This is a genomic window from Pseudohongiella acticola (assembly GCF_001758195.1).
Lineage (GTDB): Bacteria > Pseudomonadota > Gammaproteobacteria > Pseudomonadales > Pseudohongiellaceae > Pseudohongiella > Pseudohongiella acticola.
The window spans coordinates 1,908,033-1,925,935 of the sequence record NZ_MASR01000001.1; the positions used below are offsets into that span (position 1 = coordinate 1,908,033).

Annotated in this window: 17 protein-coding genes; 9 read left to right on the top strand and 8 right to left on the bottom strand. The window is 56.1% G+C overall.

Annotated elements, in window-relative coordinates; translation table 11 throughout:
* Positions 1-18 precede the first annotated feature (18 nt).
* On the bottom strand, positions 19-564 hold the full coding sequence (locus PHACT_RS08000) for a pyridoxamine 5'-phosphate oxidase family protein (RefSeq protein WP_070116697.1): 546 nt from the start codon (positions 562-564) through the stop codon (positions 19-21).
* Between the two features lie 233 nt (positions 565-797).
* On the opposite strand from PHACT_RS08000, the gene PHACT_RS08005 reads away from it, so the two are divergent.
* Complete coding sequence (locus PHACT_RS08005; RefSeq protein ID WP_169819419.1) at positions 798-2,873, top strand: transglycosylase SLT domain-containing protein; 2,076 nt, start codon at positions 798-800, stop codon at positions 2,871-2,873.
* A 60-nt stretch (positions 2,874-2,933) separates the two neighbouring features.
* Here the strand turns inward: PHACT_RS08005 and PHACT_RS16040 are convergent, their stop codons facing one another.
* Positions 2,934-3,350: an FkbM family methyltransferase gene (locus PHACT_RS16040; protein WP_169819420.1), complete on the bottom strand. Its 417-nt coding sequence runs from the start codon at positions 3,348-3,350 to the stop codon at positions 2,934-2,936.
* Positions 3,351-3,546: 196 nt separating this feature from the next.
* Here PHACT_RS16040 and PHACT_RS08010 point away from each other — a divergent pair, with 196 nt between their 5' ends.
* Positions 3,547-4,530, top strand: a complete 984-nt coding sequence (locus tag PHACT_RS08010; protein ID WP_083264442.1) for a lipid kinase — start codon at positions 3,547-3,549, stop codon at positions 4,528-4,530.
* Positions 4,531-4,547: 17 nt separating this feature from the next.
* Entirely contained in the window at positions 4,548-4,985 is a 438-nt protein-coding gene (locus PHACT_RS08015; RefSeq protein ID WP_139141477.1) for a ferritin family protein, read from the top strand.
* 27 nt (positions 4,986-5,012) lie between these two features.
* Here PHACT_RS08015 and PHACT_RS08020 read toward each other — a convergent pair whose 3' ends face one another.
* Positions 5,013-5,861 carry a glucosaminidase domain-containing protein gene (locus tag PHACT_RS08020; protein ID WP_083264443.1) on the bottom strand — a complete coding sequence of 283 codons (849 nt, stop codon included), beginning with the start codon at positions 5,859-5,861 and terminating at the stop codon, positions 5,013-5,015.
* Positions 5,862-6,205: 344 nt separating this feature from the next.
* On the opposite strand from PHACT_RS08020, the gene PHACT_RS08025 reads away from it, so the two are divergent.
* Positions 6,206-7,030: a DUF4097 family beta strand repeat-containing protein gene (locus PHACT_RS08025; protein WP_070116699.1), complete on the top strand. Its 825-nt coding sequence runs from the start codon at positions 6,206-6,208 to the stop codon at positions 7,028-7,030.
* Here PHACT_RS08025 and PHACT_RS08030 read toward each other — a convergent pair.
* Both PHACT_RS08030 and PHACT_RS16325 read right to left on the bottom strand, forming a co-directional pair.
* The gene (locus PHACT_RS08030) at positions 7,027-8,253 is read right to left on the bottom strand and encodes a winged helix-turn-helix domain-containing protein (protein ID WP_070116700.1); all 1,227 of its coding nucleotides are present in this window, start codon (positions 8,251-8,253) and stop codon (positions 7,027-7,029) included. The genes PHACT_RS08025 and PHACT_RS08030 overlap by 4 nt on opposite strands.
* Complete coding sequence (locus PHACT_RS16325; RefSeq protein WP_169819421.1) at positions 8,250-8,420, bottom strand: hypothetical protein; 171 nt, start codon at positions 8,418-8,420, stop codon at positions 8,250-8,252. Before PHACT_RS16325 ends, PHACT_RS08030 begins: the two co-directional genes overlap by 4 nt.
* A gap of 217 nt (positions 8,421-8,637) precedes the next feature.
* Between PHACT_RS16325 and PHACT_RS08035 the strand changes: the two genes are divergently transcribed.
* The 5 genes from PHACT_RS08035 to PHACT_RS08055 all read left to right on the top strand — a co-directional run bounded on the left by PHACT_RS08035 (position 8,638) and on the right by PHACT_RS08055 (position 13,778).
* Positions 8,638-9,783: a glutathione S-transferase family protein gene (locus tag PHACT_RS08035; protein ID WP_070116701.1), complete on the top strand. Its 1,146-nt coding sequence runs from the start codon at positions 8,638-8,640 to the stop codon at positions 9,781-9,783.
* 113 nt (positions 9,784-9,896) lie between these two features.
* Positions 9,897-10,970 carry a hypothetical protein gene (locus PHACT_RS08040; protein ID WP_139141478.1) on the top strand — a complete coding sequence of 358 codons (1,074 nt, stop codon included), beginning with the start codon at positions 9,897-9,899 and terminating at the stop codon, positions 10,968-10,970.
* Between the two features lie 3 nt (positions 10,971-10,973).
* Entirely contained in the window at positions 10,974-11,333 is a 360-nt protein-coding gene (locus PHACT_RS08045; protein WP_070116703.1) for a hypothetical protein, read from the top strand.
* Positions 11,334-11,359: 26 nt separating this feature from the next.
* Positions 11,360-12,463 carry a helix-turn-helix domain-containing protein gene (locus PHACT_RS08050; RefSeq protein ID WP_083264444.1) on the top strand — a complete coding sequence of 368 codons (1,104 nt, stop codon included), beginning with the start codon at positions 11,360-11,362 and terminating at the stop codon, positions 12,461-12,463.
* Positions 12,464-12,542: 79 nt separating this feature from the next.
* Positions 12,543-13,778, top strand: a complete 1,236-nt coding sequence (locus tag PHACT_RS08055) for a serine hydrolase domain-containing protein (RefSeq protein ID WP_139141479.1) — start codon at positions 12,543-12,545, stop codon at positions 13,776-13,778.
* 8 nt (positions 13,779-13,786) lie between these two features.
* Here PHACT_RS08055 and PHACT_RS08060 read toward each other — a convergent pair whose 3' ends face one another.
* From PHACT_RS08060 to PHACT_RS08070, 3 genes are all read right to left on the bottom strand, one after another.
* Positions 13,787-14,596 (bottom strand): ATP-grasp domain-containing protein, encoded by an 810-nt coding sequence (locus PHACT_RS08060; RefSeq protein ID WP_070116706.1) that lies wholly within the window; start codon positions 14,594-14,596, stop codon positions 13,787-13,789.
* 123 nt (positions 14,597-14,719) lie between these two features.
* A complete protein-coding gene (locus PHACT_RS08065) occupies positions 14,720-15,778 on the bottom strand; it encodes a hypothetical protein (RefSeq protein WP_070116707.1) in 1,059 nt (352 codons plus the stop codon).
* 99 nt (positions 15,779-15,877) lie between these two features.
* The gene (locus PHACT_RS08070) at positions 15,878-17,896 is read right to left on the bottom strand and encodes an ATP-binding protein (protein WP_083264445.1); all 2,019 of its coding nucleotides are present in this window, start codon (positions 17,894-17,896) and stop codon (positions 15,878-15,880) included.
* Between the last annotated feature and the right edge of the window lie 7 nt (positions 17,897-17,903).

The following is a 17,903-nucleotide window of genomic DNA, read 5'->3' on the forward strand; positions in this document are numbered from 1 at the left end:
CGTCCCCATAAGTGGCCGTCATTCCGGCAGGATGCCGGTCTGTCTACCGTCCAGGCTCAGCGTATTCTTCTGCGCCCAGTAGTCCTGCACGCCTTCCCTACCGCGTTTTTCAGCCCATTTTTCCAGCGTTACCCGTTCACTTTTGTAGTCACAATGTGGCACCGCATAACCGCAGGAGGTCTGCACCATATCAATGGCCAGGCGGAAGATCTGACGCGCACCGTGATACTCAGGGAATTCACCGATGAGCTGATCCCAGTCAGCGTCACGTGGATGAATCACCTCAGCCTGACCATATAGACGCAGAATCAATGGCTGTTTGCCGAAGGAGCAGAACATGATGGTCATGCGCTGGTTTTCCATCACATGCGCCGCGGTTTCATTGCCACTGCCCGTCATGTTGAGCCAGATGGCTTCATTGGGTCCCAGAATACGCAGACTGTCCATGCCTTTGGGAGACACATTGACGCGGCCTTCGGCGCCGGCTGTGCCAACAAAGTAAATATGCTGCTCGCCGATAAAGTCGGTAAGCGTCGGTGATAATTCGCTGAATTTTTCTGACATGGCTGCTTCCTGTTGTCTCGTTTTACTGTTTCACTGATTCGCTGTTTCCCTGAACACCCGTTTAATCCCGCAGGCCCCTGCGCCATATTAACACCGGAAATCTGATTACAAAGCCTTCCTCAAATACTTGTCATTGTAATGTAGCGCACAGTTTTAAGGTCTGCTGTCGTGTTATGATATTTTTCAAATGTAAATCATCCAGCCGATCGACCCGGCTGCGTCAGGATCATTCGATGTTGACTGTGCACAGTCCTCGCAAATTCATCCGCGTCTGTCTGCCACTGGTGCTGGCCTGGACCGGTATGGTTGCAGGCGCAGTCAATGCAGCCGACGCCCCCACAGCCCCCGACCAACAGGCAACCGGCAGCGCGGGGAGAGCCTTCAGCGAAGAGAGAGCCTTCGGCGCGGAAAGAACCTTCAGCACAGAAAGAGCCCTTTTCCAGCGCGCCCGCGAAGCATTGGCACAGAATGACACCGCAACTTTTGCCGCGCTGCGCGAACAGCTCACGGGCTATCCGTTATTGCCCTATCTTGACTACGCCATGCTCAGCGAACGTCTGGCCTCACTGGCACAGGCAGACAGCGACGGCGAGCGTACCGACGGGCAATTCTTTGAGATAGACCAGTTCCTGCAACAGAACCAGAACTCCTACCTCGGTGACCGCCTCGAGCGCGAATGGGTCAGCGCGCTGGCGCGGGAAAATCGTGGTGCAGACCTGGTGCGTTACCATAACCCTGCCAATACCACGACGCGTCTTACCTGCCGTGCCATGCACGCAAATCTGGAACTTGGCGACTACACCACACTGGCCGACGCCGACCGTTTGTGGAACGTGTCTGTTTCCCAACCCAACGACTGCGACCCAGTGTTTGAAGCCTGGATGGAAGAAGGCTTTCTGACCCCGGATATCGCCTGGCAACGCTTCAGCAAAACGCTGCAGGCAGGACACCGCCGCCTGGCCAGCTACATCAGCACCCTGATGCCCGCGCGCGAGCGTGAACTGGCGGAGCTTTACCTGCGCATCGACCGGGAACCGGAGCGATTGCGCGACATGGACTCACTCAGCGCCCGCAACAGCGAAACCGAAGAAATCATCCTGCACGGCATCCGGCGCATGTTGACCATCGACGCGCCGCTGGCCATGTTGCTGCTGCAAAGTCATCACGACCGTCACGAATTCAATGCGGACATCTTTATCGAGCACCAGCGCATGATTGCACTGCGCCTGTTACTGCAGGGTTTTGTCAGTGAAACCGAAACGCTGCTGCGCAACACGCCCGAGCTGGTGACAGAAACACTGGTCAGCTGGATTCTGCGTGATGCGTTGCGCGGTCAGGACTGGGCACGTGTCGAAACCTGGCTGGCAAGACTGCCGGAGGATGCACGCGACAGCGAACGCTGGCGCTACTGGCAGGCGCGCATGCTGGAACAGAAAGGCACGCCGGAGGCCGATGCGCAGGCACAATCTCTGTACCGCCTCGTGGCCGCAACACGCAGTTATTATGGCTTCCTGGCAGCCGATTTACTGGGCCTGGATTATGAGCTGGCGGATACGCCTGTGGCCGTGGACGAGCCACAACTCAACGAGCTTTACGATATGCCCTCCATCGTGCGCGCCCACGAACTGTACTTACTCGGCGACGAGGTCAGTGCGCGCAATGAGTGGCAATATGCCGTGCAGCGCATGACACCACAGCAGGTTGCCGCCAGCGGCAAACTTGCAGACAACTGGGGCTGGCACCGTAACAGTATTCAGGCCATGATCCAGATCGGCTATTGGGATGATATGCAATTGCGTTTCCCGCTGGCCTATAGCGACCAGTTCGCCAGTGTCGCCTCTGAGCTCAATGTCCCCAAGCAACTTCTGTTTGCCATTGCGCGCCAGGAAAGCGCGTTCATGTACGATGTCAGGTCTCCCGCCGGTGCCCGCGGTCTGATGCAACTGATGCCCGGCACCGCCCGGGAAACTGCGCTTAGCGCGGGCATGCCGGTGAATACGGCGGACCTTTATCAGCCTGGCGTCAACATACGCCTGGGCAGCCGTTATCTGGCCGGCTTACTGGAAGAATTTGATGGCAACCGGGCGCTGGCTGCCGCCGCCTATAACGCTGGCCCCAACCGGGTAAAACAGTGGCTGCGTCGCAGCGCCGACAATCCGGTGCCGATGGATATCTGGATTGAAACCATTCCCTTCCTGGAAACCCGTGGCTATGTTCAGAACGTGCTGGCCTACTCGGTTATTTACGGTTACCGCATGGGAGAGCCGGCGCCGTTTCTGACAGAGGCGGAAGCCGGCGCTATTTTGTAGCCAGAATATCGTAGTGCGCGCCTGCGCCGATCTGCTGAAAATGCGAGAACCCGCAAGACGTCAGCAATTTCTGAATGTGCTGCGCAAAGACGCGGCACCACTGTGCCCAGGCTTTATCGCAATCTCTGCCATTCCGGCCGTGTCAGAAACGGCTGCGTTGATTGCCTGGACTTTTGCATGCGCCTGATTGATGCGCAGATTGTCCAGCAGATACTCAAAACTGCTGGCGACAGGCTCGAACGCGATAACGCCGGTGCAATGCGGGTTCCGCGCCGCAATGAGCGAGTACAAACCCTGATTGGCGCCGATATCTATAAAGCTGAATTCGGCGTCTAGACCGTCAAGATAATCTGAGAAAGCATTGCCATATCGCCCAAGACAGCAGAAATGAAACGTGGCGTCAGTCCATTTGGTTCGCAGATAAACGCCATAATGTGACTTGACGCAGGACACATTGTCGATCGTTATGGTTTGCAAAGAGTTCATCCGTAACACCCCGAACAGTACAACAGACGACTATGCTGCAAACGTTGTGACAAATTCTTAACACAGCACTGAACAGCACGCAGCGATTGAAGTTTTGCCCATTGCGCGTCACCATTACGCAGACCTGCAAGGACGCACACGCCTGCGCTTGCCCGCATTGGCCAAAAACGCTGCAAGGACCTCACTCATGACGCCACCCTCCTCGACCATTGAATCAACCCAACAGTCGCCCAGCACGCCAATAGAACGGACTCAGAAAACGCGAGCGCTGCTTATCGTCAATCCTAAAAGCAGGCAAGGTGCAGAAGCCGAGCTCGACCTGGGCCTGGAACGGCTGAAGCAGGTCGGCATGGAGGTCGAGTACCTGATTTCGCACAGCCCCGACGAAAGCTGCACGGCAGTGAAAGAACGTAAAGCGGACCTTAACCTGGTCATTGTTGGCGGCGGCGACGGCACCCTCAGCTCCATGATCAAGACCCTGTTGGAGTGCAAACTGCCGCTGGCCATTTTGCCACTGGGCACTGCCAATGACCTGGCCCGCTCGCTGTGTATTCCGGAAGAGCTTGAACTGGCGTTTGAGATCATCGCAGCCAACCATCGGCAAGCTGTCGATGTTGGCGAAGTTAATGGTCACTACTTCTTTAATGTTGCCAATATGGGTCTTGGCGTGCATGTAACTGAAGAGCTCAGCAGTGAAGACAAGAAACGCTGGGGGGTGTTCAGCTACGCTCATGCATTGATCGCCGCCATCATGCGCCACGACCAGTTCCATGCGCGTTTGACCCTGAATGACAAACACTATCGCGTGCGTTCGATGCATCTGGCAGTGGGCAATGGACGCTACTACGGCGGCGGTAATGTCATCAATGAGAACACCCATATCGACGACGGTAAACTCTCGCTATACAGCCTGCGGCCTTTGTCGACCTGGGAGTTCATCACACTGGCACCACTGCTGCGTAATGGCCAGCAGAGCCGTGACCGCCGTGTCTTCTGTGCGCAGGCTGAGGCAATAGATATTGATACTGGCAAACGGCGACTCGCCATCCATGCCGACGGCGAGCCGGTCTGCCACACTCCCGCCCGCTTTCGCGTGCTGCCAAAAGCACTGGAGGTTGTCGCGCCTGCAATTGACGAGCACAATCACATCAAAGATCATGCAACTGAATAACAGGGAGTTATAATCAGGTGAGTATATTACGCTCGGAACGGCAAGTGGCCTTGCAGGAACTGAACCGGATGCTGCTGGAGTCTATCGATCACTACCGGGACTCAGCCGAATTTGTTGATGATCAGCACGCGGCACAATTGTTTACGCGCATCGCCGACCAGCGTGAACCGTTGGCCGAGCAACTGGCACGTGCGATACGTGAAACCGGTGACCTTCCTTCGGCGCCGGACGCTGACGTAGAAACCGGCGAGCAGTTGCTTCACCGGCTGCATGCCTGGTTCACTGCTGATCAGGCGAGGGATGTCCTTGAGCAACGCCTGCAGGCGGAGTCAACGCTGGCTGAGACACTGGCGGAGAATCGGCATGAGACTCCCGATTCAACTTATCAGGCACTGCATCAGCGCTTTGTATCACTGGTGGAAAACGCCACTCAGGCCCTCAAAGAAGGCCTTTAGGGCAAAGCATTGCCGTCAAGGCCCTCCTCACGGCGTGGTGTGGGTCCCCAGCGGCAGGCCTTCTTCCATCACCGGCTCATCCAGCTCGTCCAGTTCATTAAAGCGGATCATGCTCTGCAATTCACGGATATAGGCCTGCCCGCGTTGCGAGTATCGCAGCAGACCTTCTGACAGCTCCAGCCCGGTGATCAACTCTTCATTCGCGCGTAGCCGCGAGCGCATCGCCCGCAAATCCCGATATGCATCATGACTGTTCAGATTGCGAATATAGCGCTCCACCGACTGTTCCGGTGAATCGAAAGCAGCCACTTCGTGGCGGGCACCGGCCGGACGTGATTCCGGGACCAGGCCACAACCCTCGACATAACACCAGTGGCCAAAGAAGTTGTTGCCTTCCTGGGCGAAACGCGACAGCCCCCAGCCGCTTTCTTTGGCCGCCTGTGCCAATGCCAGCGATGGCGGCACCACATCGACCCGGCGCAACAATGTGTCCCAATCACCCGGCTCATTGATATCAAACCCGGCTATCTCGTAGTCTTCTGCGAGCCGGTTGATCTGGCGTTGCTGCCGACCTGACAGCTCACTTATGTTGTCGCGCAAGCGCAGCAAGTCTGCGCGTAACTCCAGAATCTCTTCGTTGCGCATTTCCACCAGGGGCAGGAAATAACCAAAGAACGCGTCCTTGCGCGCATCGGTGTCTTCGAACAGCGCGAAGTCCGGCAATGGCTCTGGTTGCAGCGTCGGCCAGGCGCGCCAGCCGATCAAGAACAGACTCAGTGCGCCGATAGCCAGCATCACGTGTGCCGCCACTATCTGCGTGGAATTCCCCGCTGCGGCCGGCTGTTTCTGCTTTTCCGACAGTGTTTTATCAGACATGATTGAGTGCTTGTCCTCTCTGTACGTAGCCATGTTACTTTAACATGGGAGTCAACGTTGGCGATGCCATCTTGCTCATTTCGTTTGCTGATTCTGCGTCATACTCTGTTGTACCGGCATTGGCGAAAAACACCAGAGTCTTGTCAAATTCACCGATGCTTACGTAGCAGACCGATCAATGGTTCTGTGGCGAAATTCTTAATTGATATTTTTCAAACACTTAACTTTAGTATGTAAAATTGGCCCCGCTTTTGCAGAACTAACGATCAGGGCCGTGTTCTTTAGAAGCACGGTCACCACCATAGAGAGACTGACAGCAACATCAACCCAAAAGGACAATAATTGTGCGCATATTGCTAACTGGCATACTCCCCCTGGCGTTACTCTCCGGTACGGCACTTGCCGAGGAATGCAAAGACATCAATTTCACCCTGGACAGCGATGATATTCGCAGCCTGACGCTTGATGTCGGCGCCGGCTATCTGGGCATCATCGGATCTGCAGATGACAATGCCCCCATCGAGGTGCAGGCTCGGGCCTGTGCTGACTCTCGTCGCCGTCTCGACGACATGGAAATTCTGACTGAGCGACGCGGTGACACCTGGGAGCTGGAGACGGTGACACCAGACCAGAATTTTAATGTCTTCTCATTATTCTCCGGGTCCTTCAATGCCCACATCGACATCGACCTGACGGTGCCCGCGGGTCTGCTGCTTGATATCGATGACGGCAGCGGCAACATTGATGTCCGGAATTTTCACGGTGAACTGTTGATCGACGATGGCTCCGGTGATCTGCGTATTGTCGACTCCAGCGGCCCGGTCCGAATCGATGACGGCTCAGGCGATATCGACATCAGCGATGTTGAAGGCAGAATCGACGTTGACGACGGTTCAGGCTCCATGACAATCACAGGCACCCGGGATGTGCGCGTGCGCGATGGCTCCGGTGACATCCGGGTACGTGATACCGAAGGTGATGTTGTCATCGCGGATGATGGTTCAGGCGATATCCGCATCGAACGCGTCAGTGGCAACGTGCGTATTGACGATGATGGTTCGGGTGATATCACCGTGCGCGATGTACAGGGCGACTTTGGCGCCCGTGACACCGGGTCCGGTGGCATAGATTACCGCGACATTGGCGGACGCATCGACGTTCAGGATTAAGGCCTGCCCAGGCATCCTGCCCGTTCCATTGCATCGCGCAAGGGCGATGCCAGATGGTCCGGGCAGGTGCGGGTGAGCGAGACTGTCGAGCACTGCTGAAACTGGCAGAACGATGGCAGGGCCTCAACAAAAGAGGCAATCACTGACGATTCATCCGCTTCGCCGCTTTCAATGTGCAATGACTTGATTTCCAGTTCACCGGTTTTACGATGTGCCTTGCAGTCCATGCGCCCGATAAATTCATCACGGTAAAGCAACGGCAAACAGAAATAACCGAACTGGCGTTTGCCGGCCGGCACATAACATTCAATCTGATAGTCGTAGTCGAACAGCGTCTTCAGCCGGTCACGCTGGATCACGCTGTTGTCAAAAGGTGAAAGAATCTGTAATCGATCTGCTGCGCGAGGAAGACGGCGCTCCAACGCACCTGCAGGCAAAAAATAGACCTCGCCTCTGGTGTCGACCTGCTGCAAGCTCCCGTGTACCACTCGTTCTTCAATAAGCACTTTGACGGCGCCGCGAAGTGCCGCATTTCGCCGCAAATAGGTCAGACCTTTTAGTGACACCAGGCCATGGCACCTTAACTGTTGATCCACGATGTGATTGGCGAATTCCTCCAGCGTCGGCATCTGTGTATTCACATCTGCGGGCAACACCCGTTCAGCCAGGTCATACACTTTCTGGAAACCCTCACGATCACAGACCATCAGATCGCCCTGCATGTACAATTGTTCCAGCGCCTTCTTGGCCGGTTTCCAGTCCCACCAGCCAGCGCGCTTGCTGGCACCAGAGTCCACATCTCGCGAGCGCAACGGGCCGTCGCTCCGGATACGCGCCATCAGTTCGCCCATCAACTTTTCATCGCGGTTCCGGAACCAGTGGACCTGGCCACTTTTGATGGCGTGTTTGTACGGCAGAGAGAAACGAAAATCGGCCATTGGCAGGAACGCGGCCGCGTGGGACCAGTACTCAAAAATCTCACCTGCCGCCAACAACTGATTCAACATGGCAGGTTTGAATCCCGGCACCCGGGAATACAGCACATGGTGGTGTGCACGCTCAACCACGGAAATGGTGTCGATCTGCACGTAACCCAGATGCTTAATGGCATCGCGGGTGCCCGCCAGACCACGCCCGAAAGGCTGTGCCTGCGTCAGACCCTGAGCGGCCAGGGCAATGCGGCGCAGGCGTCCATGATGCCGGGAACCTGTCAGTTCAGTCACGGCGTTTCACAACCATTTTCGGCCAACCCCTGGTATTCGTCCCGATCAAACACAGATGTACCCGCAAAGGTTGCTTTGTACGCACAGCAACGATTCTGCGGATCGCTCCATTGTTCATCCATAAAGTCTGCCTTGATACCGTCCAGCGTCAATTCCTCGTTCATCATGCGGATACGCCGTTGGCGCCGGCTTCCAGAGACGCAAGGTCTGTCGGGGAGTCAGGCTCATCAGGCTTCTCCTGTTGTTGGTTAATTGATCCCGCTCGGGACAGCCTCGCCCCGGTATTCCGGCGTCTTTCTGACATCCCGGCATCTGACCGCGACATGACCCAATTATTTGTTACACTTCGGGTCCTGACAACACGACAGGGAGATGGGTCTTACAATGCCACAAACATACGCTTTTGCCGACCCCCTCATACTGTATGGTGTACCACATTCACTGTATACCGGTGTCGTGCGCTGCTATCTGCGCACCCAGGGCATTGCCTACATCGAGCGCCCCACCTCGCATCCGGACTTCGCACAACGCATCATGCCGACAATCGGGCGCAGCATCATTCCCGTTGTCATGCTTCCGGACGGCCGCATCATTCAGGACAGCGTCGACATCATTGACCACTTTGAGCAGTGTCGCGTGCCCTGGCCCGCGTATCCAGACGGTCCGCTGCACCGGATACTGGCCATCATCGTTCAATATTATGGCAGCCAGGCCATGCTGCGACATGCCATGCACTATCGCTGGTCCTACCTCGGGCAACAGGAAGCGTTTCTGCGTGACGCCTTCGCCGCTGGCTCCGGACACGACATGGCGGAAAAGATCATGACTCGCATGCAATCCTATCTGCCGCAACTGGGTATCACCGAGACCAGCATTCCCGTGATCGAACATTCATTTGAGTCGCTGCTGGATATTCTGGAACATCATTTCCGCGAGCACCCGTATCTGTTTGGCGGCCGGCCTTCGGTGGCTGACTATGGTCTGATCGGCCCCATGTTTGCACACCTGGGTCGCGACCCGGTGCCATCAGATCTGATGAAGCGCCGTGCGCCACGGGTATTTAGATGGGTTGAGCGGATGACCGCACCCAGACTGGATGCACCCGAATTTACGCAGTACGGCACTGACTACTATGCCAACGACTCGCTGCCGGAAACGCTGACGCCGCTGTTCGCACATATTGCGGAAGAGATATTCCCCGAACTCACCAGCAAACTGATGTTTATGGATGACCATGTAAATCAGTTAAAGCCCGCTGACGGGCAGCCGGTTTCCGACAAACCACATCAGCGTTATATCGGCGTGATCAATACACGGTTCCGCGATGTGCCGGTTAGCGCCGGTGTGCAGCCCTATCTGTTGTATATGCTGCGTCGCGCAGATGCCGTGATGGCAGGGCTGAATGAGTCAGAGCACTCACGCGTGCTGGCGGAACTTCAGCGCCACGGCCTGGATCAGGCCCTGCCCGGGCACCGGGGCTACAGTGTGGCAAGGCAAAACCATATAGAAGTCTGGGAGATAGCAAATTGATCGTTTATACGTTCTCGCCCATTTGCCTCCCCGTTAATTGGCAAACAGAACTGGTCACCGATGCCGAAGAAAAATGTCGGACACTTCAGGACCTGCTGGCAAAGTTCCCCGGTGTGGATATCCAACCTTGTCGCTGGCCCATGGGCTACGGCTCCCTTGCACACGATAGTCTGCCTGTGTTCTATCAGGCGGCGGCAGAAATCAGCTTACCTTCCATGATGCAGGAAGACGACGTACTTGGTGCGTCCCTGTTCTGCTACGACAATTGCCTGGCCGTGCTGGTCGTTGAGCTGCAAACATCCGTCGATCTGGACAATATTGACGACCTGGCGATCAGCCAGCGCATCGAGACACTGGCAACAGGCTATCTGCAACCGCTGCTGTGTTTTCTTTACGAGCAGGAAAGCCGCGGACGTCTTATCGCGCCAGCATCGTATAAAGTGTACGCTGATACAAAGACAACCCTGTGCGAAGGCAGACCGCTCTGGGTTGCCAGAATGCTGGTTCAGTCGCCGAGCCTCACAGCCGATCATTATCAGGCCTGGCTGCAAAACGTGGATGACGCTTCGGACCTGTTCTTGCTGGGATCCGGTAATTCATTGCTGTGCGACTATGCCCACCTGGCCGATATTCAGCGCGTGATGGTACTGTCGCAATTCCATGCCGCCTTGATGCTGCGCACGGAATCGCTGCTGGACAAAACCCTGACGCAGTTCAATGGCGCATACTTTGAACAAACCCATTCGCAACTGCATGACTCCGTCGACCTGCATCAATATCGCAATGATCATATTGAATTTATCAGTATTCAATATTCGGCGGCGCAGGCCGGCATGCAGGGCAAACGCCGCCAGTTGTTGGCGCAATTTGACAACGCATGGCAGGTACCGGAACAGGAGCAACGTCTGCAGCAGTTGGCGCAACTGGTACAGAAGCGGCTGGATCGTCTGGTTGATGCTTCGCGACGTGCACAAACCCGCAGCATTCAAACCATACTGACTTTCCTCGGTGGCCTTAGCCTGCTGGCACTTGTGGTCGATCTGGCAAGCCTGAGCAATGACATGGAGCACAACGAAACTGTCGGGATCCTTGATCTATTCACGTTGCTGTCCGCTGAAAACGTACTCAGTGTCACGGTGCTTATCGTGGTACTGTTGACTGCATATTTTTACAGGAACCACGAGTAACCCATGAAACGAATTCGGTATACCGTCACGCTTTCGGCACCTGTTTTCCCGTATCAGAATATCCTGGCGTACCTGACCCCGCATCTGGGTCAACATTTCGCAGGCGCCTGCTGTCGCCCCATCGACGGTATCTGGTCCACTGAGGGCCACCTATACCAGTCACACTACGATCACGTGGCGCAGGAACCGGGCATGCAGATTCTGATCAGCGTGCTGCCAGAACAAAAAGCAGCCGCCTATCAACAGATACAGATAATGCTGCAGGCATTGAAACGGGACCTGATGCTCGACCTTGACTGGGTGCATGTGGAGAGCGAAGAGGTTGAGGCCGGTCACTTTCAGCTCAGCCAGTTGACAGAATAAGTACGTTGGTTGAATAAGAGCCTTTCATGATCTCCATGCCTATGATCAGCCTCATCGACATCCTGCTTCGCATGATGGTGCTTGGCCAGTTGCTGTTACTGGGCGGGCTGCTGTTACGTGAACCCGCCACCACGCTCAGGCATTTGCTGCTCGCCGCTGGCATCAGCGTGGCTGGCCTGGTGATGTTGACAGCGCCAATCCCCGACCAGCACTACGGACTGCTGCGTAATCTTCTGCTACTCTTGACCGATGCTTTTGCATTCATCTTCTGGCTTCTGATTCGCTACCTGTTTGACGACGAATTTTGTCCCGGCAAATGGTCAAAGCCGACGCGGCTGGCATTTGCGCTGGCGGCTGCCGTGTACGTTTATGCGCTCGGCGTACAGGCAGGAAACTCGCCCCTGCACGATGTGATTCATGCGCTGGGACTGATGCTGACTGTGCATGCCGGTTATATCGCCTGGAGCGGATTTACCGATGACCTGCTGGATGCCCGCCGCCGCGCCCGAATCATGGTTGTGCTGGGCATCAGTGTGTACAGTGCAGTGCTGGTTTTGTTTGAACTGGCCGATGAGCATTTTCGCAACACCGCTGTATTCGGCCTGGCCAACGCCATAGTCCTGCTGTCGATTATCAGCTTCGCCATGAGTCGACTGTTTCGTCTACGCCACGATCCAGCCCAGCGCGAGCAACCAGATACGGATACCGGGATCAAGCCTTCCGAAACCGGCATGACCATCCCGGCTATGCCCCTCTCTACTACAACTTCGCTATCCTCCATTGATTCGGCACTGGCACAATCGCTGGATGCGTTCATTGCCCGACAGGGTTATCACCAGAACGGACTGACCATCTCGTCACTGGCCGGGCAGCTGGCGTGCCCCGAACATCGTCTGCGCCGCCTGATCAATCAGACCCGCGGGTATCGTAACTTCAACGGCCTGCTCAATGACCTGCGAATAGAAGATGCCAAAGCGCGACTGAGCGATCCGGCGTATGACAGCACACCAATTTTAAGCCTCGCGCTGGACCTGGGATACGATTCCATTGGCCCCTTCAATCGCGCCTTCAAAACTAAAACCGCACAGACACCCGGCGAATTCAGGCGCAGCATTCAGAATCGGCGCTAATTTTTGGGAATCGGCAAGACCTTGCTCGCATGCGCCGGGCAAACTCCAAAGCCTCAGTTCTGCTTTGGAGTTTGCTGTTATGTCTGTTCGCTCAATTATTGCCATCCTGGTGCTGGTTGTCTTTGCTGGCCTTATTTATCTGATCTGGCCAGCCTATGGGTTCATGGCCGAGACCAACCCCTCCCTGCGCAATCCCTGGCGCTGGCAAGATGTTCCTGTCGCAACGACCTGTCAGTCGTCGCCGATGGCGCCAGATTTGCAGTCGATTGCGGAGCAAGCCTGCGCGTTGCTATTGGCGCATCAGGCCCGTGTGCACGCACCTTCGCTTTCGGCGGCGGTCGCCATAGACGGCAGACTGGTCTGGAGTGGTGCGGTCGGATGGGCAGACCTGGGATCTCAGTCGCTGGCAACACCGCAAACCCTGTATCGTATTGGCTCCACCTCAAAACCCGTTACCGGTACGCTGCTCGCGCGCATGGTCGATGCCGGCATTGTTGAGCTGGACCAGCCCATTGGCCACTACGATGACGCACTGCCCAATTCTGACTGGCAACACCTGACACTAAGGCAACTGGCTTCGCACATGGCGGGCCTGCCGGAATACGAAACCAACCGGGACACATTGGGCCTGTATCACTCCATGGCACTGCGACGTGGACATTCAGATGTGCGCGAAGGTCTGGCTCTGTTTGATGGCAGCCCTCAACGCTATGCAGCCGGTAGTGCATTCGAGTATTCGTCCTTTGGCGCATTGCTGATTGCCTCGGTTTTACAGAGTGCCGGGGGACAGCCATACGCTGATCTGGTGCAGCAGTGGGTGCTGGAACCACTGGCACTAAACTCGCCTGTGGTTGACCAGGCTGTGACTGGCCGTGCCAGCTTCTATCAACTGGATGGCAGTCGTGTGCAGCCGTGGCGACGCGTTGATCTGAGCAATAAGTTACCCGGTGGCGGCTTTATGTCGCGCCCCGAGGACATGGTGCGATTGGGGGCGGCCTGGCTGGACCCGGGGTTTGTCAACGTTGACACACGCGAACGCTTCTGGACTCCACAGACACTTAACAACGGCAACGTCAATGAGCAGTCGTACGCTCTGACCTGGCGCTGGAGCGACACCGGCAACTACGCACATCACGGCGGTGTGTCCAAAGGCGCCATGGCCTGGCTGGCCGTGCATCCGGAACAATCCATGGTGATTGCATTAACCACCAATGTGAAGCTGGCAGAGTTCGGCGATTTTTCCTCAGTACAGGATTCACTGGTCGCATTGTTTAGCAAAAACGATGATTCAACACAGATAGATGCAAGCGAATGACCAGGCCATCAAACAGCAACCGGCCAGACCGGGGCGGGTCCTTCGGGGTCATCGGGCTCGCGGCTGGTCAGCAGGTAGTCGAGAATGGCATCCCGGATCGCCGAGCCCTGCGCCAGCCCCTGGTTGCCAAACAGACGATTGAACTCGAGCACGTAGGGATGACCACCAACCAGCGCAATGTCGAATCCGGCGTGATCCACACCCAGGTCGAGCGCCAGCCGCAAAGCCAGGTCTGTCACTGCGGACGGCACCGGGCTGTAGTCAATCTGACCGCCCTGGGCAACGTTGTTGTAAAACCCGCGGTCAGACTGCGTACGCCAATAGGCAGTAATGACTTTTGCGCCGACCACGACCACCCGTACATCACGATCAATGGGCAGATATTCCTGCACATACAGCACAGGTGAGCGGTCGCAATAGCGCTGCCAATCCTGACGATTCTCTATCAACCAGACGCCGTCTCCCATGCTGGCTTTGGGCAGTTTTGCAACAAAAGGCAAGGACATCAGCTGCCATAATCGGTCCTGAGCCTCGGCAGTATTGGCGTCGATTTCAGTCCAGGGCGTATGCGCCGGTGCTACCACCTGAAATGCTCGAGTCATCTCGACCTTGTCATGGCCTATTCGGTAACTCGCTTCACTGGGGAATACCCGGCACCCAAGCCCATAAACCAGTGCATTAAGCTGCCAGTATTCGGGAAACAATACCCAGTCAGCCTGGCGCAACAGCTCTTTCTGACGGAACAGATCGTCCGGTTTGAGTACGGTTGTGCCCGGCAGGCCGAGGGTACGGAAAATATCGAACGAGACCAGGTTCATTTACAGGTTGGTACCATCAGAAAAAGGCGCATTCTATGCTTAATTCCGGCGTTGGCAAGCGCTATTTTAGCCTGCCCGCCTCACCCTGATCACCAGGCCATAACATCGTACGACAATCATCAGTCAAAAAGGCGCACCGCTGTAAGTGGGCGCATAGGGCTGGCCCTCTGCTTCCGCCCGCCGAGCCCCCGCGAGTATCCCCGGCATGGCGTAATTGCCCTCGTGACAGGCATATTCGTAAAGCCGGTCATCACTGCGGTTCATGGGCAGTTCACCGCGCCATGGCTGTGAGTAGTTCTCCGGGTCAGTGACCTTAAACTGATAAAGAATCACATCCTCACTGACGCGAGTGAAACGCTCCACCACATGCATGTCGGTAGATCCATAGAAACGATGGCGAAGCGACGACCGCAGTGTCTGTTGCGGATGAAAGTGACTGGTTTCCACCACCAGTGTATCGCCTTCATAGCGGCCCACCGAGTGGCCCAGCCAAGGGTTGGTGGGCGAGTTCGGCATGGCGCCCTCAAGCGGGATGATACGCGCGTCATGATTCATCTCGGCGAGCAACATGACATAGTCGCGGGTTTGAACTATCTGCGTGAGGTTGTTATAGGCCACGGGCAATTTGGGTGGACCGGCGGTAGAGCCAAAACCCACAACGCAGCGCTCGCCCATGGGACGCACTTCCGGCCCGTCGTAGGACTCCCGCATCTGCATTGCAGCAATATGGTTGGCTCGCCCCTGTTCGTTATAAGGCAGTTGCCCATCCGGTGGATCAATAATAATGGACGTTCGCACTTCGCCATCAATGACTGCGAGTCGATCGCCGGGATCCATCCAGAAGGCATTGTATCCGCCCACATTGACACCGGATGGCGGCGCGTCGCGCTCAGGGTCACCGGGTTGATCCGCGGCCCTGCTACGAGCCTGCACCTGTGCTTCGATCTCGCTGGCCTCTTCGGCAGTCAGCGACTGCCGGCCGGCAAAACGATCCGGGCGCTCAAGGGTAGTCTGCGTCGCGATGGACCAGTTGCCCTGTAAATCGGGAATATCATTGTCAGTCTGAATCAGGCGAGTCTGACTATTGTCGGCCTGCGGGCTGAAGTCGACGGGTAGCAGCAGAACGGTAAGACAACCCAGGCCCAGTGTTGCGCGAAGAACAAACGAGCGAGACACGTGCATAACACTATCCCCTTGCTTTTTTTATTGTTGGTTCTTCATTTCGCCACATTTGACCGATCCAGTCAAAATGTTTCTTACCCACAGGCAGGCGAACCGGCGTCAGGTCGATTCCAGCACCAGGGCTTGAGGCAGGTGTAAATGCAGACGAAAAGGCGCACAATTTTCGGCATCGGGCTGTTCTGACAGTAGTTCTATGGACACGCCGCCGCCCAGTGCTTCCAGACTGGCACGCACTGCATCCATTCCCACGCCACGACCCGATGTCATACTGACCTGCTCTGCAGTGCTGATACCGGCATGGAAAATCAGCTCCGCCAGTTCACCTGTTGTACTTTTGGCGGTGGCAATGCCTGCCTGTCTCGCTTTATCAGCCAGTCGCTTCAGGTTCAGACCACGGCCGTCATCGCCGACCTGCAATACAAATTCATCACCCAATATTGCACCATGCCACTGCAACTGACCGGCCTCAGGTTTTCCCAGAGATACACGCTGTTCCGCAGGCTCAATGCCATGATCCATACTGTTGCGCATTATGTGTGTCAGCGCGCCTGCCAGTGCTGGCAGGCAGCTAGCGTCTAGCCGGATCTGTGCAAGCGGCCCGGACAAACTGACAACTGGCGCCGGCTTGTCCAGCTCCCTGGCCAGACGCGGCAAATCGCCGCTGAGCTCCAGCAGCCAATCCCGAAGCGAAGGCACACCAACCTGACTCAACAAATTAGTCAGCGCAGTATTTTTCTGTTCCAGCGCCAGCGCTTCAAGCTGCGCCAGCAGCGACGCCTCGATCTGTGTGCCGGTTGCCTTCTCGGCTTCCAGGTACCCAGATAACCGTTCCCTGTGCACCCGCCGATAACACTCCAGTGCCTGCATGACCACTTTCAGTTCTGTATGCAGCAACGGCGCATTGCGCTCCAGCACAGCCTGCTCCGATGCGTGCAGACTGTCCGTCACTGACAACAACCCCAGTGTTCTGGCGTTACCTTTGATGGTGTGCAGGTCGCGATAGGCCGTCTGCCATTCACCTTCATGATTGGCATAAACCCAGCTACTGACCTGCAGCAATAGGGCCGCAACGCAGTCGCAGGACTGCTGTATAAAATCGACAAAGCGCGAAGGCGTCACCGCCAGGATTTCTTCCAGCAGTCGCATTTCACGCTGCTGCTCATCGGCCTTCAGCTGCAGCGCGCGTATCTGCGTGATGTCGCGCACCACCAGCATCAGCCTTTCGACACAGTCGTCATCATCCACTAACGGTCGCCAGTGCAATTCCAGCAATTTGCGCTCGCCATCAAAGTCCAGTGTGATCTCGGCGGGCAAGTGATGTGCGTTGCAATCATACAGCAGCACATCTTGTTCAAGCACCGCCATCAGTGCCGCAGCTACCTGCTGCCGTTGATCGGCTCCCAGCGTGCTACGGGTAAATAACAGGTCCATGACAGGCTTTCCGGCGAGGTCATCGAGGGCAAGAATGCTGGTTAGATGAGACGAATAATCCTGGTTTAGGGTCAGGTCTGACTGAATGATACAGATACCCTGGCGCATATTCTGCAGGACTGACTGAATTTCACGATTTCTGGCATCCAGCCTGGCTGTATGCTCGTTTACCACGGCCAGTTGCTGCTCGTGGGCCAGCTCCACCAGTGCTCGCGCGCGCAGGAATCCCACGTAGGACCCTTTCCAGGTGATGATGACACCTTCGGCGTCTGGTTGAATGTGAACCTTCATGAGCACATGCTCAGTAATGGCATCAAGTTCCGCCACCGGGCAATTTGTCAAGAAATGCTCCAGTAACTTGGGTTGACCCTGATTCGCCAGTAGCGCCATACCGTACCGCGAATAGACGTACCCTTTAAGGCTGCGCTCACAAACCAGGCCCATCGGCTGCATGTCCGAATCAAGTACCGGGAAAAAATGTTCCTGCTTGTGATCGCGAAAAACCTCCAACACCTGCAACATGTCTGTGCTGACATGAACGGGACGGATGACGTCCAGGCCTCGGAGAATCCCCGGGTTACCTACGCCCTCGAGACTGGCAAGCAAAGCCTCGGGATCATGAAATCGGCGATCGGATTGACCCGTGTAAGCGGTCTTGTCACTTATTGCAGTTGCTTGAGCAGGCATGTTCAGC